Origin of the sequence: Deinococcus grandis, from assembly GCF_001485435.1 — a bacterium.
GTDB classification, from domain to species: domain Bacteria; phylum Deinococcota; class Deinococci; order Deinococcales; family Deinococcaceae; genus Deinococcus; species Deinococcus grandis.
In genome coordinates this window covers 191,185-206,969 of the sequence record NZ_BCMS01000001.1, presented here as the reverse complement: position 1 = coordinate 206,969, position 15,785 = coordinate 191,185, and the positions used below count along the sequence as shown (strand labels likewise).

The 15,785-nt window shown below is 69.9% G+C and carries 17 protein-coding genes; 10 read left to right on the top strand and 7 right to left on the bottom strand.

The features are described from left to right. The first annotated feature begins 32 nt into the window (after positions 1-32). Positions 33-743, top strand: a complete 711-nt coding sequence (locus DEIGR_RS01095) for a HepT-like ribonuclease domain-containing protein (RefSeq protein WP_058974533.1) — start codon at positions 33-35, stop codon at positions 741-743. Positions 744-776: 33 nt separating this feature from the next. Here DEIGR_RS01095 and cax read toward each other — a convergent pair whose 3' ends face one another. From cax to DEIGR_RS01065, 6 genes are all read right to left on the bottom strand, one after another. Beyond that, on the bottom strand, positions 777-1,919 hold the full coding sequence (cax, locus tag DEIGR_RS01090; RefSeq protein WP_058974531.1) for a calcium/proton exchanger: 1,143 nt from the start codon (positions 1,917-1,919) through the stop codon (positions 777-779). 71 nt (positions 1,920-1,990) lie between these two features. Continuing rightward, positions 1,991-2,959 carry an aldo/keto reductase gene (locus tag DEIGR_RS01085; protein ID WP_058974529.1) on the bottom strand — a complete coding sequence of 323 codons (969 nt, stop codon included), beginning with the start codon at positions 2,957-2,959 and terminating at the stop codon, positions 1,991-1,993. Next, a complete protein-coding gene (locus DEIGR_RS01080; RefSeq protein WP_058974528.1) occupies positions 2,956-3,390 on the bottom strand; it encodes a hypothetical protein in 435 nt (144 codons plus the stop codon). Before DEIGR_RS01080 ends, DEIGR_RS01085 begins: the two co-directional genes overlap by 4 nt. Then, complete coding sequence (locus DEIGR_RS01075; RefSeq protein WP_058974526.1) at positions 3,363-3,740, bottom strand: hypothetical protein; 378 nt, start codon at positions 3,738-3,740, stop codon at positions 3,363-3,365. The genes DEIGR_RS01080 and DEIGR_RS01075 overlap by 28 nt, the downstream gene beginning before the upstream one ends. Positions 3,741-3,789: 49 nt before the next feature. Then, positions 3,790-4,170: a RidA family protein gene (locus DEIGR_RS01070; RefSeq protein WP_058974524.1), complete on the bottom strand. Its 381-nt coding sequence runs from the start codon at positions 4,168-4,170 to the stop codon at positions 3,790-3,792. A gap of 85 nt (positions 4,171-4,255) precedes the next feature. After that, complete coding sequence (locus DEIGR_RS01065) at positions 4,256-5,950, bottom strand: dynamin family protein (RefSeq protein ID WP_058974522.1); 1,695 nt, start codon at positions 5,948-5,950, stop codon at positions 4,256-4,258. A gap of 280 nt (positions 5,951-6,230) precedes the next feature. Between DEIGR_RS01065 and DEIGR_RS01060 the strand changes: the two genes are divergently transcribed. The 5 genes from DEIGR_RS01060 (at position 6,231) to DEIGR_RS01040 (ending at position 11,003) form a co-directional block, all read left to right on the top strand. Beyond that, the gene (locus tag DEIGR_RS01060; RefSeq protein ID WP_058974521.1) at positions 6,231-8,231 is read left to right on the top strand and encodes a DUF4900 domain-containing protein; all 2,001 of its coding nucleotides are present in this window, start codon (positions 6,231-6,233) and stop codon (positions 8,229-8,231) included. Continuing rightward, positions 8,228-8,701 (top strand): pilus assembly FimT family protein, encoded by a 474-nt coding sequence (locus DEIGR_RS01055; protein ID WP_058974518.1) that lies wholly within the window; start codon positions 8,228-8,230, stop codon positions 8,699-8,701. Before DEIGR_RS01060 ends, DEIGR_RS01055 begins: the two co-directional genes overlap by 4 nt. Then, the gene (locus DEIGR_RS01050) at positions 8,688-9,143 is read left to right on the top strand and encodes a prepilin-type N-terminal cleavage/methylation domain-containing protein (protein ID WP_058974516.1); all 456 of its coding nucleotides are present in this window, start codon (positions 8,688-8,690) and stop codon (positions 9,141-9,143) included. Before DEIGR_RS01055 ends, DEIGR_RS01050 begins: the two co-directional genes overlap by 14 nt. Continuing rightward, positions 9,140-9,988 carry a PilW family protein gene (locus tag DEIGR_RS01045; protein WP_083523882.1) on the top strand — a complete coding sequence of 283 codons (849 nt, stop codon included), beginning with the start codon at positions 9,140-9,142 and terminating at the stop codon, positions 9,986-9,988. Before DEIGR_RS01050 ends, DEIGR_RS01045 begins: the two co-directional genes overlap by 4 nt. 112 nt (positions 9,989-10,100) lie before the next feature. Beyond that, complete coding sequence (locus DEIGR_RS01040) at positions 10,101-11,003, top strand: acyltransferase (RefSeq protein WP_058974512.1); 903 nt, start codon at positions 10,101-10,103, stop codon at positions 11,001-11,003. 66 nt (positions 11,004-11,069) lie between these two features. Here DEIGR_RS01040 and DEIGR_RS01035 read toward each other — a convergent pair whose 3' ends face one another. After that, on the bottom strand, positions 11,070-11,750 hold the full coding sequence (locus DEIGR_RS01035; RefSeq protein WP_058974511.1) for a metal-dependent hydrolase: 681 nt from the start codon (positions 11,748-11,750) through the stop codon (positions 11,070-11,072). A 218-nt stretch (positions 11,751-11,968) separates the two neighbouring features. Here DEIGR_RS01035 and cdaA point away from each other — a divergent pair, with 218 nt between their 5' ends. The 4 genes from cdaA to DEIGR_RS01015 all read left to right on the top strand — a co-directional run bounded on the left by cdaA (position 11,969) and on the right by DEIGR_RS01015 (position 15,728). Continuing rightward, positions 11,969-12,757: a diadenylate cyclase CdaA gene (gene cdaA / locus DEIGR_RS01030; RefSeq protein ID WP_058974509.1), complete on the top strand. Its 789-nt coding sequence runs from the start codon at positions 11,969-11,971 to the stop codon at positions 12,755-12,757. After that, the gene (locus tag DEIGR_RS01025) at positions 12,754-13,728 is read left to right on the top strand and encodes a CdaR family protein (RefSeq protein ID WP_236704617.1); all 975 of its coding nucleotides are present in this window, start codon (positions 12,754-12,756) and stop codon (positions 13,726-13,728) included. The genes cdaA and DEIGR_RS01025 overlap by 4 nt, the downstream gene beginning before the upstream one ends. Before the next feature lie 223 nt (positions 13,729-13,951). Continuing rightward, positions 13,952-14,476: a bis(5'-nucleosyl)-tetraphosphatase (symmetrical) YqeK gene (gene yqeK, locus DEIGR_RS01020; protein ID WP_083524091.1), complete on the top strand. Its 525-nt coding sequence runs from the start codon at positions 13,952-13,954 to the stop codon at positions 14,474-14,476. Positions 14,477-14,480: 4 nt separating this feature from the next. Next, a complete protein-coding gene (locus tag DEIGR_RS01015) occupies positions 14,481-15,728 on the top strand; it encodes an LCP family protein (protein WP_058974506.1) in 1,248 nt (415 codons plus the stop codon). Positions 15,729-15,785 lie beyond the last annotated feature (57 nt).

Sequence of the window (15,785 nt, the reverse complement as noted above, 5' to 3'; positions counted from 1 at the left end):
TCGCCCGCGCCGCGCCCCCTATCCTGGGGCGCATGCCCGCCGCCGAGCCGCTGTTCCCGGACCTGCGCCTGCCGACCATCGCGGGGGCGCTGCGGGAGGCGCGGCCGCTGTGGGAGGCGCTGGGCGTGGCGCGCGTGCGGGTGTTCGGGTCGGTGGCGCGCGGCGAGGCCGGGCCGGACAGTGACATCGACATCCTGATCGACTTCCGGCCCGGTCCGGCGCGGGGTCTGCTGGACCTGATGCGGGTGCGGGACGTGTTCGAGGGGGTCCTGAACCGCCGGGTGGACGTGATGACCCCCGGGGCGCTGCGCCCGCCGCTGCGCGGGGAGATCCTCGCGGACGCGGTGGACGTCCTGGCGGTGCCGGAGCCCGCGCCCCGCTCGCACCGCCCGAAGCGCTGGCGCTGGCGGGTATTCGACCTGCTGGCGGCCATCGACCGGATCGTGGCGTTCACGGACCGGCACTCCCTGACGACCTTCGAGCGGGACGAGGTGGTGCGGGACGCCGTGCTGCACAACCTGACGCGGCTGGGCGAGACGACGAAGTTCATCCCGCAGAGCGTGCAGGACACCCACCCCGAGGTGCCCTGGGTGCTGCTGCGCGACATCCGGAACACGGTCGCGCACGACTACTTCGGGATCGAGCCTGGACTGGTCTGGCACACGGCGCGCGTGGACCTCCCGGCGCTGCGGCCCGCGCTGCAGGCCCTGGCGGACGGGCACGAAGACACGCCCGGCGGGTGACCGGGCGCGCTCTGATTCCTGGGGCAAGGTCGGTTACGCGCCCAGGGCCCGCAGGATCAGTCCGGCCTCCTCGGCGCCGCGCGGCGTGACGAAGTAGAACGCCAGTGCCAGGGCGATGTACACCGCGATCAGGAGCACGCCCTCGAACCAGGTGGTCTCGCCGTCCTTGGTGACGCTCGTGACGATCAGGGCCACGGCGATGATCGCGATGAGTTCCAGCGGGGAGCTGAACACGAGGTTCATGGGGTGACCCAGCAGCGCCCCGATGATGACCAGCAGCGGCGCGGTGAGCAGCGCGACCTGGATGGTGGCGCCCAGGCCGATGTTCACGGCGAGGTCCATCTGGCCCTTGCGGGCGAAGTACACGGCGGCGAGGTACTCCGCGAAGTTCCCGACGATGGCCAGCACGATGATCCCCAGGAAGAACTCGCTGAGGCCCAGGGTGCTCGCGGTGGCTTCCAGCGCGCCGGAGAGCATCTCGGATTCCAGGGCGATCAGGGCGGTGCCGCCCAGCAGGACGCCCAGCGCGACCGGCAGCGACCAGGGTTTCTCCGGGCCGTGCCCGTGCCCGGCCTCGCCCTCGGGGATGGCGAACACGTCCTTGTGGGTGACCAGGGTGTACACGAGGTTCAGCAGGTACACGACGATCAGCAGGATGGCCACGCCGATGCTCAGGCGCTCGTCGAGGTTCGCCCGGGTGCCCGCCTCGGCGGCGAAGGCGGGGAGCTGCTCGGTGTAGTCGAAGATCGCCGGGAGGGTCAGGGTGATGACGGTCAGGAACAGCATGGCGGACAGCTGCCCGGCGTTCGCGGCGTTGAACTTCTGCCGCCCGCCGCCCCTGACGAAGCCCGCCGCGACGATCGCGAGGCCCAGCCCCAGCAGCGCGTTCCCGATGATCGACCCGGTGATCTGCGCCTTCACGACCTGCGTGTTCCCGCTGATCAGGATGAAGATCGCGATGATGATTTCCGCCATGTTCCCGAAGGTGACGTTCAGCAGCCCGCCGATGGTGGGCCCGGCGTGCACGGCGACGTGCTCGGTGGCCTTGCGCAGCCAGTCGGCCAGCGGCACGATCGCCAGCACGGCCGTGAAGAAGATCCACATGGGCGGGGCGTGCACGCCGTACTTCAGCACGAGGCTGACCGGGATGAACGCCAGCAGGGCTTTCATGAACATGAGCGCAGTGTAAGCGGGCGCCGCGGGGCCGGGCCCCACGCAACCTTGAGGTCCCGGGCTGAGCTTCGGCCCTACTGCCAGGGCAGCGCGGCGCGGGCCGCCCAGTACTCGGCCGGCGGGCGCCTGAGGTCGCGCAGCGCGTCCACCGGGAGGGTCAGGCGCAGCGCGGCGAGGTTCTGCGCCAGCTGCCCGGTCGTGCTGGCGCCGCTGAGGACCACGTCCGCCCAGGGCTGTGCCAGCACCGCTGCGAGGGCCACGGCGTCCGGCGTAACCCCGTGCTCGTGGGCCAGCCGGGCCAGGGACGCGGGCACGTCGCCGCGCCCGGTCAGGCCGTGGGCGGTCAGGCGGCCGTTCGCCACGCCCTCCTTCACGACGACCGTCCAGCCCGCCGCGTACGCCTCGGCCAGGGCTGCGCCGGCCGAGGGGTCCAGCACGTTCCAGGTGGCCTGCACCACGCGGAAGGGACTCACGCCGTCCACCCGCACCGCCAGCGCCCGCCGCAGCGTGTCCGCCTGCGCGGGGCCGCTCGTGGACAGGCCCACCCGCACGCCCGACGCGGACAATTCCGCCAGTTGCCCCAGCACCCCCCGGTTCTCCAGCACGCCGGAGTCCAGCGTCGCCGAGTGGATCAGATAAGCGTCCGGCGTGCGCCCCAGCGCCGCCAGGGTCTCCGGCCACTGCCGCGTCAGCGTGGCGAGGTCGTGGGTCTTGACCTCGTGCGTCGGTGCGTCCGCGCGCCAGTCCGCGACGTACGTGTACCCCCACTTGCTGCCCACCCGCACGCCCGGCCCCGGCCCGAGCCCGCGCGCGGCCAGCCAGCCACCCAGGAACGCCTCGCCCAGTCCGTAACTGCGCGCCGTGTCGAAATACCGCACGCCCGCCGCCCAGGCCTCGTCCAGCACCGCCCACGCCTGCGCACGCAGCCCATCCACGCTGCGGTCCGCGAGGTCCGCGCCGTGCCCGAGATTGATGTACCCGGGGCGGCCCAGCGCCGCCAGTCCCAGCCCCAGTCGGGGCGCCTCAGCAGGAAGGAAGGTCATGCGTCCAGTCTGCCGCGCCGCAGCTCCTGCGCCAGCCGGTCGTCCAGTGCGAGCCCCAGCCCCGCCGCCAGGTCCAGCGTCCACGCGATCGCCGCCGCGTACCGGCGTTCCAGCCGGTCCAGCGGGCCGGTCAGCGCCGCGAAACGCGCCAGGGCGTCTGGACTGAGTTCCTGCTCCGCGCGGCGGGTCGCGTTTCCCCAGTGCCCGGTCGCGCCTTCCCGGAGGCGTGCCAGTCGCAGCAGGCCACCCTCAACCCACCACAGCGTCTCGTGGGCACGCAGCCGCTCGCCGCGCGCCAGGACGTTCAGGCCCAGCACCAGCCAGTTCACGCTGCGCTCCAGGGTGGCCTGCGCCTCGGCGGCCGGGTCGGGCGACCGCGCGGCCAGCGCGCGCAGGTGGCCCATCAGCTGCCCGTCCTCATCCCGGCGCACATGGCCTCCGGGCGGACGTGCTGCGGCGTCCACGTCTCGACCTCCGGGAGGCGCGCGGCGGGCGCGACGTGCAGTTCCACGCGGCGCAGGCCGGGCAGCACCGCGACCGCCCCGCCGAACTCGGTCGTCAGCACCAGCAGGGGGTCGAGGTGCCCGCGTAGCCAGTCGGCGGCGTCCACCGCCGCGCCGGGCGTCAGGAACGCCCAGAACTCCAGGTCGCTGAACCGGTCGGCGCGGCCCTGCGGCACGCTGCCGTACGCCGCCACGTGCGAGAAGCGCGCGTCGGCCCGCAGCGCGGCGCGCAGCCGGTCATCCAGCCGCCGAAGCTCATCCAGGGCACCCTCGGTCATGCGTTCCAGCGTGCCACGCCCGGCGCGGGCCGCCCAGCCGGGTTGCCCGTCAGGGGAGGATCGCCTCGGCCTCGATCTCCACGAGGTGCAGCGGGTCGATCAGCGCGGCGACCTGCACCATGGTCGTGGCAGGGCGCACCTCACCGAAGACCTCGCCGTGCGCGAGACCGATCTCCTCCCACTGGCGGATGTCCGTCACGTAGATGCGCGTGCGCACCACATCCTCCAGGCGCGCTCCGGCGGTCTCCAGGGCGCGGCGGATGATACCGAGGACCGCGCGGGTCTGCTCGGCGGGGTCGCCCTCGCCGACGACCTCGCCGTTCACGGTGGCGGTCGTCCCGCTGACGTGCACGACGTTCCCGACCTTGACGGCGCGGGCGTAGCCGATCTTCGCTTCCCAGGGGCTGCCGCTGCTGATGTTCTGCCTCATGCCCCAGGGTAGGCGCGGGCCCGGCGTGCAGGCAGCGGCGTCGTCTGCACGGGCGCTGTCACCGCGCGCGGCACAGCCGGGGCGGTTACCCCAGCGCCTTGACCTCGCCCTGCAGGGCGTCCAGTTCGGCGCGCAGCTCCCCGGAGCGGGTGCGGGCCGCGTCCAGCCGCGCCTGCTCCTGCCGCGTGAAACGCGTGAAAGGGCTGATCGCGTCGTGCAGGCGCGTGTCGGCGCGGTCCTGCTCGCGTTCGAACTCGCGCCGCACGATGCGCTCCAGGGCCTCGCGCAGTTCCGCCACGCGGCTTCGCAGCTGCCGGTGCGCCTGGATGCGTTTGTTCGGCAGGACGAACAGGCCCAGGCTGCCCAGCGTCAGGCCCGCCAGGATGCCCCCGGTGAAGTCCAGCGCGCTGGCGCCCACGAGCGCGCCGATGCCCGCGCCGATCCCGACGCCGCCCGCCAGGCCGCCGATCACGCCCTTCATGGCGTCCTCCGCGTCCCGCGAGAGGTTCCGCGCGAGTTCCTGCTCGGTCGTCGTCGCGAGGTGCTCGCGGGCCGACCCGGCGATCCCGTCGAGCAGCGCGGCGCGGTCGTACGAGAAGCGGGTGCGGGCCACCTCCTGGCTGGGCTGGCGGCGGATCAGGAACGCCTGCACGTCCTCCCAGAAGTGCAGGTTCGCCTCCACGAACCGGTCGATCATCGTGCCGAACTGCCGGTCGATCGCCTCCGGCAGGTCCGCGACCGCCTCGCGCCGGAAGTCCTCCTCCAGCTCACGGCTGTTCAGCAGGCCCCGCAGGTTCGAGAAGCGCAGCCGCGCGTCGATGAAGCGGTCGGCGCGGACCTCGAACTCGCTCAGGAGGCGAGAAACGCGGTTCAGCTGCCCGTCCAGTTCGCCCAGCATCGTCTCGCCGTGCGTGGCCCGCTGCGCTTCCAGGTCGCCCAGCACGCGCAGGTCGTCGCTCAGCGTGGCGCGGGCCGCGTCGGCGCGGGTGACCTCACCGCTCAGGAGCTGCGAGGCGGTATTCAGCGGACTCAGGAGTTTCAGGCGGGTGCGCTCCGTCTCCGACAGGCGCGCCTGCAGCAGCGAGCGCAGCGCCGCGAAGCCCGCGTCCCCGCCGCGCTGCTCGCCGCGTGCGCTGATCAGCAGCACGGGCGGGGTCAGGCCCAGCACGCCGCGCGCCCCCGTCTCCACGAACGTGCGGACCTGCTCGCGCTGCTCGGCAGTCTCGAGCAGGTCGGCCTTGTTCACGACCATGATCACGCCGCGCCCCCAGCGGGCCGCGAGTTCGAGGAACTGCCGTTCGGACTCCGTGAACGGCCGGTCCGCCGACGTCAGGAACAGCACGAGGTCCGCGCGCGGCAGGAACCCCTCGGTCAGCGCCTGATGCTGCCGCACGATCGCGTTCGTGCCCGGCGTGTCCACCAGTGCCACGCCCTCCAGACTGGGTAAGGGATATGTCAGACGGCTGACGAAGGGATCACTGGTGGGTTCCATCTGGCCCGGCTGCTCCCCGTGGACCAGCACATAGATGCGGTCCGTGGTGGGCGTCACACCCTCAGGGAGCACCGCCGCGCCCAGCAGCGCATTCACGAACGAACTCTTGCCCGCGTTGAACTCCCCGACCACCACCAGCAGGAAGGCCTCATCCAGATTCCGCAGCGCCTGCCGGGCATGCCCCACCACCTCCGGCGGCGCACCCTGCGCCTCCAGAAACGCCTGCACGTCCCCCAGCAGCCCCCGCTCACGCGACAGCAGCCCCTGCACCCGATCCGATACCAGCATGAGAACCAGCCTACGCGGCCCGACCTGACGGCACCTTCAGAAAAAGGCCACACCCCACGACCGACGCCCCCAATCAGGTCCCATCCCCGGGGGAAAGCCAAATGGGGGTATTTTGAAAAAGTTCACGCCCCAGGTCATACGCTTGCCAGAAACTTGCAAGAGAGGATAGGCGATATTTTCCACAGTGACCCGGGAGTCATTCCGGGCAGAGGAACGACAGACGATGAACACAGCACACGACAGGCAGGCAGGCGCAACACTGATTGTCACCGTACTTACCATGACGGTGCTCATTGCGGTCCTCCTGGTGGTCAGCAGTCAATTGACCATCACCGGTATGCGCAGCGCCGCAGACCGCCGCACGACACTGCAGGCGCAGTACGCCGCAGAGTCAGGTCTTGCAATCGCCAAGGTCCGGCTCCGCGACACGCAGGCCATCTTGAACGGGGTCACCAATCCGGACGGCACGATCTCACCTGTTCTGGAAATCCCGAAAAGCACAAAGGCCGCTGATCTGCTCAGCATGGCCGAAGGCTACTGTGGCAAGACCGGCTCGGCCGCCTGGACACAGACCAGTGCAGCCGGAACGTATCCGGTGAAGTACGAGTGCAGCGCGGCCGCACCCGCCGCAGGCGACAACCCCAACCGCTACAAGGTGTTGGCTGTCTTTGCCCGTATGGACCGGATGCCGCCCGGCCTTGCCAAGGGACGCAACCTGAAAACCAACACCGACCTGCAGACCTACTTTTCTCAGGCCTTCAGCCCCACCGGCATCACCACTACGCCCACCGGGGGCAATTACGAGGTCACATACCGCTTGGTCCCCACCCGCGTGGAGCGGACTGGGAATACCAACTTCAAGTTCTACATGCAGGTGCAGGGCTTACAGTCCACCGGTACGCAGGGGGTCTCCACCCGCGTTCTGAATGCCCGTTCCACCCAGCAGTCCGAGATCTGGTTCCAGATTGCCCTGCCCAGCTTCGTGGACCGCGTCCTGTTCACCAACCACCACACCACGACCACTGGGACGCGCCCCAACTTCACCAACCAGGTGTTCGACGGTCCAGTCCACACCAATGACCGCTTCACCTTCGCCGCAGGGGCTACCGCGCAGTTCAAGAGCAAGGTGACCAGCGCGGGATGCACGGCCTACAACAACGACGGCACCTGTGCCACGAACACGGACGGCAGCCTGAAAACCAAGCCGGGACTGTACGTGGGTGGAACCCTGAACCAGCTGGGCAGCGGCGGCATCACCAACCTGACTGGCCTGACATCCAGCGTGCCCGGCGGCGTCACCTTCGCCCCGGTCAACGGCGTCGTCACCCCCGACTGGCAGTCGGAATTCCAGCCCATGCCCGAGAACGCCGAGGACCAGGCGGCCGCTGCCAACGCCGGAGGCCTGAATATCCCCACCGGCGCGACCGTCACGCTGGCGGCCAGCACCTCGGGAAGCTCGGTCGTTCCTCCGACCAGCTACTCGGCCGCCGACAAGAAGTGGAGCCCTGCCCCCACCTATCAGTTCATCACCGTCAAGAACGGCGCCACGACCACGGTGTACCGCGTGGACGCCGCCGGCAAGATGGACGTCCAGAGCGGTAGCGGCTGGACCACCTACCGCAACCCCTTCAACGGCGTGCTGTACTCCAACGACGGCGATGCAAGCAAGACCGGCAACATCACCATCAGCGGCCCCGGACGCACCACCACCGGGCAACCCCTGCCGGCCATCGCCGGTTTCTCCCAGCTCACCATCGCCTCTGAAGACAACGTCGGTATCGCCAGCGACCTGACCTACAGCGACGTACCCTGCAAGGCCCCGGACAGCTGTGCCAGCAAGGACACCCCCAAGAACCTGCTGGGCATCTACTCCCAGAGTGGCAATGTCAGCATCCTGAAATCCGCCCCCGACGACGTCAACATTCACAGTGTCCTGATGGCCGGCGAAGGCGAGGTCAACGTCCAGAACCATGACAGCAACACCGTCTGCACCTCATACGACTGGTACGGTAGATGCACGGCCACCACTGGGCGCGGCAAGGTGAACCTGATCGGCGGCCTGATCGAGAACTATTACGGTGCGTTCGGCACCTTCAGCACGAAAGATCCGAGCACCACAACCAGCGGGTATGGCCGTAACTTCTCCTTCGATGAGCGCATGGGCGAAGGCGTCGGCATGAGCCCGCCCTACTTCCCACTGTCCCCGAAATGGAAGATCGAATCACCCAACAGCGCCTCAGTGGCCCTGACGAACCTGACGTGGCAGCAGAGCGCACGATGAACGCCCGAGCAGGCTTCACGCTGGTCGAACTGCTGATTGTCCTGGCCATCCTGGGCATCCTGATGTCCATCGGGTTCAGCAGTCTCCTGCGCCAGATCCGCACGAACGAGGTCGCCGACGGGGCCCGGCAGTTCGGAGGGGATCTCACCGTCCTGCGGGACGGAGCCCAGCGCCACAGCGTCAGCAGCGGACTCAACTGGAACACGGCGGCCAGCGGCGACCTCACCACTTACACGCTGACCAACAACGGGCAGACTTCCAGCCGCACGGTGAACAGCAAGGTGAAGATCACCTGCATTGAACCTGTCGCCACGGTCTGCACCCCCCGGACCCTCACGTTCAACGCGCCCTTCAGCGAGATGTCCAGTGGCGCCGTCTTCAGGGTGCAGCACGCGATCAGCTCCATTCCTCCCATCTACGTCAAGGTGACCGGCGTGACCGGCAAGGTGATGTACAGTGCACAACCCTGATTCCCACTCGCATATTCGCGCCGGTTTCACCCTGATCGAGATTCTGGTCGCCACCCTCCTGCTGGGCGTCCTGGTCCTGACGGTCCTGGCACCAGTCACTGGCCTCTTCGGTCTGAGTCGCTCCACCAACCAGCGGCTCACGACCACCACTGCCGCGCAGAACGCCATGGAGCAGATCAAGGGCTTGTGGCGCAACAACGGCGGGAACTTCGACCGGAACTGCCTCCCTGGACTGACCCTCGCCGACACCGTCGTCACGGTAAAGGATCTCGACGGGACCTTCGCTGAGCAGGGAACCAGCACCACGCCGTCCACAGCCCCTACCTGCGGGGCCACGACGCTGCCCGGCAGTTTCACTCCCGTCCCGGCAAAGCGGGTCAAGGTTACGACCGGCAGTGGCAAAGACGCGACAACTCTCACCCTGGATATCGCTCACCCATGAAGCGCGCTGCCCACTCAAGAGCTGGATTCACGCTGGTGGAACTACTGATTGGCATGGCCCTACTCGCCCTGATCCTGACGGCGACCGTGCAGATCTTCATGTCGTCCTCGCGCGCGTCCAGTCGGCTGAACGCCATGGGTGACGCACAGCAGGAGGCGATCAACGGCCTGCAGTTCATCAGCGCGCGCGCCAAGGAGGCCTGGTACATCTACCCGGCGGGTACCGTCCTGAACTTCAGCCTGCCCGCCGGTGCGCAGCTGGCGGCCAATCCAGCGACCGGCACGCGCGCCGGAACGACCAGTTACGCGGTTGGGCAGGAGCCGGCACTCGCGATGATCCTGCCCCCGCAGGATGCCAGCGCGGCCTGTAACGTGACCACCTCACCGCTGGGCTGCTACCGCTTCTTCGGGTACATCGCCGTGGACCGTGGCGTCTGGGCGTCACGGGCAGCGTCGTTCAATCAGCCGGGACCGTCCACCGGTTCCAGTCCGACCTGGGTGCTGGCGGAGTACCGGGCCCTGTACGCTGTCCCCCCAGCTATCGTGGAGGGCGGCGTGCTGCCCGCCGTGGCTACCGGTGTCCCACAACTCAATCTGCTGATGACTGATCTGGCACCTGCCACAGGAGGGGCCGCGCCGAACTATCAACTGTTCACCCTGCAGTCTGTCACGTTGACGGCTCCCCGCGCGTACCAGCTGCCCGCTTGGCCCCTCGCGCAGGTCGAACAGATCCGGCAGGATCTTCGGGTGCTGCGCCAGCAGGGAGGCCAGTCACAGTCCCTCCCCAGTTCCACCACCACGTTCCAGTTGAACGTGGTGCCTGAAAATATAGGACGGGCCCCCTGAACTCCCGTGTGACGGCTGCTCATGCCGTTTGCGTGAAACTCACCTGAGGTGCGGGCTTCTGAACATAGCCCGCACCTACTTTGTTTTTCACTGTAGGTGGTAGCCTGTGGGGGTGACGTGGCTCAAGCCGGTGGAGATTGGTCAGGACGCGCAGGCGACCTATAACGAGTTCCTGCGTGATCTGGACGCGCGGCTGTCGGATCCGGGCACGGACCGGTTCGAGCTGGCGGCCGGGGTGCTCGCGGAGATCATGTATGGGCGCCCGCTGGCGCAGCTGCGGGCGGAGGCGCCGCTGGCGGCGTTGAATGTGGACGCGCGGAACGTGACGTTCGAGGCGGAGTACTACATGGCGACCGACACGGAGGCGTTCACGCGGGTGAAGCCGCTGCTGTGGCTGTGGAAGAACGCGGACCTGACGCCGGTGGGGCAGAATCCGGTGCTGGGGATTCCGCTGCGGCGGGTGCTGGCGGGGCACGTGTTCCGGCGGGTGGGGCGGGAGTTCAAGTGCTGGCAGAACGTGGAGTTCAGCGTCGGGTACAACATGGAGGTCGGGGATGACGTGGTCGTGCACCGGCACGTGCTGCTGGACGACATCGGCGGGATCGAGCTGCACGACAACGCCAGCATCAGCGATTACGTGAACGTGTACAGTCACACGCACAGCGTGCTGGACGGCCCGGACGTGACGTTGCGGCGTACGGTGATCGGGCGGGGCGCGCGGGTGACGTACCACTCGACGGTGCTGGCGGGCAGCGTGATCAGCGACGACGCGATGCTGGCCACGCACGCACTGCTGCGCGGGGATATCCCGCCGCATGGGATCGCGATGGGCGTCCCGGCGCGCACGACGCGCTTCAAGGTGCGCCCGGCGCAGGACGTGCACGTGGATTCGCGGTCGTTCGTGCGCGCGGCGGACCGCAAGGCGAACCCGGAGTTCCCGGAGCCCACGCCGAACCAGACGCGGCTGCCGGAGGAGCAGGAACAGGCGCGCCCGCTGGTGACCGGTCAGGGCTGAGGCCGAGCAGCACAGAGGGGGGCGACCGGGAATCCACCCTGGTCGCCCCCTCTCCCCTGTCTTGCGTTACAGCGTGGTGTGCTCGCCGGGCTTGAGGACGCGGACGTCCACGCCGCGCGCCTCGCCTTCACGCTGGAAGACGGCGGGGTCGCCGGTCAGCGGGGGGAAGGTGCCGTAGTGCATGGGGATCGCCACCCTGGGCTTGAGGAGGTCCAGGGTACGGGCGGCTTCCTCGGGGCCCATGGTGTAGTGGTCGCCAATGGGCAGCAGGGCGGCGTCCAGGCCGCGCTCGCCGATCAGGCTCATGTCGCTGAACAGGTTCGTGTCGCCCGCGAAGTACACGCGTTTTTCCCCCAGTTCGATGATCAGGCCGGTGGGCATGCCGCCGTAGGTGCCGTCCGGGAAGGACGAGGAGTGCCACGCGGGCGTCAGGGTGACGCTGCCCCACGCGGCGCGGTAGGTGCCGCCGATGTTCATGCCGACCGGCTGGGTCGCGCCGTGCTTCCCGGCGTACCCGGCGATCTCGGCGGTGGCGATCAGGGGCACGCCGGTCCGGGCGAAGTCCAGGGCGTTGCCCCAGTGGTCCCCGTGCGCGTGGCTGATCAGGACGGCGCTGGGCTTCCATGCCAGGGCTTCTGGCAGGGTGACGCTGGCCTGCGGGTTGCCCTCGATGAAGGGGTCGATGAGCAGGCGGTGCTCGCCGCTCTCGAGCAGGAAGGTGCTGTGGCCGATGAAATGGATGTTCATGTGGGACCTCCGGTCGGGTCAGCTTCCCTCGTGGGGGCGGCGGGCGACTGTGGGCGTTCCCGCGTTCCGGCCCTGACCGTGCCCGGCGTCCATCTTCCGGGGGACGCGCGGGGCGTGGACGCGACGTTCTCATGGAGCGCAGACCGTATAGTGGGCGCGACTTCGCTTGCCCAGCCCTGCCCCTCCGCCCCCGCGCCCGTGAAAGGAGTACGCCGCTGATGCCCCCGCTTGGACAGGTCAGTGTCCGGGACGTTCTGGACATCCTGCTGGTCGCGTTTCTGGTGTACCAGGGGTACCTGCTGGTCGCGGGCACGCGCGCCGTGAACGTCGTGCGCGGCATCCTGGTGTTCGCGGGCGTGTGGGTGGCGGCGCAGCTGCTGAACCTCACGACCCTGTCGTACCTGCTGGGCCGCGCCGGGACGGTGGGGATCTTCGCGCTGATCGTGCTGTTCCAGCCGGAGCTGCGCGCCGTGCTGGAACGCGTGGGGCGCCCGCGCGGGCGGGACACCGGCGCGAGCGGCGCGGCGCTGCAGGACCTGGCGCGCGCCATGGAGCGGCTCGCGGAGCGCAAGACGGGCGCGCTGATCGCTATCGAGCGCCGCACCCCGCTGGGGGAGTACGCCGCGACGGGCGTGTCGCTGGACGCGCTGGTCAGCGTGCCGTTCCTGGAGGCGCTGTTCGCCCGGAACGCGCCGCTGCACGACGGGGGCGTGATCATCCAGGGGTCGCGGGTGATCGCGGCCGGGTGCCTGTTCCCGCTGCAGTCCAGTGACGGCACGTACCGCCGCTACGGCACGCGGCACCGCGCGGCGATCGGCCTGTCGGAACTGACGGACGCGGTGGTGCTGGTCGTCAGTGAGGAGCGCGGCAGCATGCGCGTGGCGCTGGGGGGGCGGCTGGGCCCGGATCTGACGGGCGCGGAGCTGCGTGAGCACCTGCGGACGCTGGTGTACGACCCGGCCGGGTACAGTCCCCTGACGGACCCGGCGCCGGAGGTGCAGCCGTGAGCGTGGGGGACCGCGTGCAGGGGCGGCTGCACTGGCTGCGGCGCTGGCTCAGCCCCCGCTACGCCTGGGGGAGAACGACGCACAACCTGCTGCCGAAGCTGCTGGCGCTGGCGGTGTCGGTGACGCTGTGGTTCGTGGCGACCGCCGACCGCCGCGCGAACGTCGAGCAGGGCTTCGACGTGCCGGTCACCGTGCGCGACACGACCGGCAACGGGCAGGAGAAACGCGCGACGAGCAACCTGAATCCGGCGTCCGTTCGGGTGATCCTGTCGGGCCGCCCGGAGCGGCTGCGGGACCTGCAACCCGACAGTATCGAGGCGGTGGTGGACGTCACCGACGCGCCGGAGGGCAGTTTCACGCGCACGGTGACCGTGACCGCGCCGGGCGGCACGGCCCTGCAGCGCGTGACGCCCACGCGGGTGCAGGGCTTCGTGGACACGCAGGTGGCGCGCACGCTGCCCGTGACGCTCAGCGTGACCAGCCCGCCCGAGTCGAGCCTGCCGCGGTATCAGGTGACGCCGGGCGAGGCGACCGTGTCCGGCGCGGGGCGCGTGGTGGTGGGCGTGGCGCGGCTGGTGACCAGCCCGGTGGCGCTGGGCGCGAACGCCGAGCGGGAGGTGCCGCTGGTCGCGCTGGACGCCGCGGGGCTGCCCGTGGCGGGCGTGACGATCCGGCCCAGCACGGTCACGGTGCGCCGCGTGGACACCGGGGAGCTGCCGGTCAAGACGCTGCGGGTGGTCCTGAACGACCCGCCGTCCGGCCTGCAGGTCACGTCGGTCAGCGTGCAGCCGGGCACGGTGCGGGTGGTGGCCGCGCCGGAGCTGCTGGGGCGCCTGCGGGAGATCGCGGGGCAGGTCACCTACCGGGAGGGCACGTACACCGCGCCGGTGCGCCTGAACGTCCCGGCGGGCGCGCAGGCGCTGGAGACCGTGAGCGTGCGTCTGACGGTGACACGCCGGGACGCGCCTTAATGCACCGGGCGGCCCGGACCCCCGCAGGGCGGAAAAATGTCGCGTGGCACGCCGGTCAGACGGGCGTCAGAAAGTGACCCGGGTGTCAGCTGAGTCGGGGCCAGCGGCGTATAGTCGAGGTCATGATGTGGAGAAGCGGCCACATACTCGCGTGATCGCCCAGCTGCTGCCCCCGCCTCCCGGCGTGGCGGCCTGGACGGGCTGGGAGGAACGGGTGCGGCTGATGGTCAAGCCGCGCCGCTACGAGCACGTGCTGCGCGTGGCGGAACTCGCGGCTCAGATCGCCCGCGCCAACGGCCTGGACGACATGCGCGCCTACGCCGCCGGGGTGCTGCACGACATCGCCCGCGACCTGCCCGACCATGAACTGCTGCGCCTCGCGCCGCCCGAATGCGACATCGACGCGGCGCACCCGCTGGCCCTGCACGGCCGGGCCGCCCGCACGCTGCTCGAACGCTGGGGCTACCAGGATCAGGTCGTGCTGGACGCCGTCGAGGACCACACCACCGGGCCGCGCGGCGGCAACCCCGTCTCCTCGTGCGTGTACATCGCCGACGTGTCCGAACCCGGCCGCGGCGTGAACGCCGACATCCGCGAACTGGCCCTGACCGACCTGACGGCCGCGCTGGAGCGCGCCATCGTCTCCAAGGTCACGTACCTCCAGGGGCGCGGCATTCAGGTCCACCCCCGCACCCTGAAGGCCTACCACGCCCTGCCCTGCAACGCCCACCTTCCCTGCCCCACGTGACACTGTGACCCCATCCCCTGCCCCCCGCATCGCCGGGCTGCGCGCCCTGCAGGCGTTCGGCCTCTCCCTCTCCGCCCTGTCCCTGGGGGGCTTCGCACTCCTGAGTGGCGCGGGGCCCTCGGCCGCCGCCGTCACGGCCGGGCAGGCGCCCAGTTTCACGCTGCTGATCGCCGGGCGGGACATCGTGTACTGCTACTACCGCCAGCCCTGCAAGAATCAGGACCAGCGCACCGGGCTGGCCCAGCCGCCCAACACCGACACCGTCATGGTCGTCAAGGTGCAGGGCACCACGGTGCACGCCCTGAACATTCCCCGCGACACCAACGTCGGGCCCTTCGACCGCTCCAAGTCCGTGGCGCTGCAGAAGATCAACAGCCAGTACTTTGCGGGCGGGCCCGAGGCGCTCGTGAAGGCCGCCGAGACCATCACGGGCGAGCACATCGACTCGTACGTGATCGTCCGCACCGACTACGTCGAGCGGGTCATCGACGCGCTGGGCGGACTGGACGTCACCGTGCCCGAACCCGGCATCGAATGGATCGACAACGCCGCGGGCGTGAACCTGAACCTCGCGCCCGGCGCGCACCACCTGGACGGCAAGGAGGGCGTGCTGTTCCTGCGGGTCCGCAAGGGCTTCGGGGACGACTACGGCCGCATCGACCACCAGAAACAGGCGCTGACACAGCTGGCCGGGAAGCTCCGCACCCCGCAGGGCCTCGCGGCGCTCCCCACCATCCTGGGCGGCATCGGCAACGGCGTCGAGACCGACGTGAACCCCACCACCATCGCCGCCATGCGCCCCTACCTGGGCCAGATGAAACTCAGCTTCGCGACGCTGCCCACCGACGACATTCCGGGCACCTTCAACCTCGCCGTGAACCGCGACCGCCTCGCGCAGGTGTGGGGCGACGTGCCCGCCACGCCCCCCAACCCCGACCTGAAGGTCACGGTCGTGGACGCCAGCGGCGAGAACCTCGGGCCGGCCCTGACCCGCGCCCTGACCGCGCTGGGCTACCGCAACGTGCAGGTCACGCCCGCCCCCCGCAGCGGCGAGGCCAGTCAGGTGTTCACGCAGCAGGACGTCTCCGACGCGTCGCAACTGGCCGACACCCTGAACCTCCCCCGGCTGCAGGGCGAACGCTTCCCGGTCAGCGCGGGCGAGGTCGGCATCCTGCTCGGCGCGGACGCCGCCGAGAGCCTCGCCGGCTTGAAGGGCCTGGGCGCCCCCACCCCCGGACCCGCCACCCCCTGAGCCCCGAAATGAAGTCACGGCAGGGGCGTGTCCCGCCCCGCGCCCTGTAGACTGACC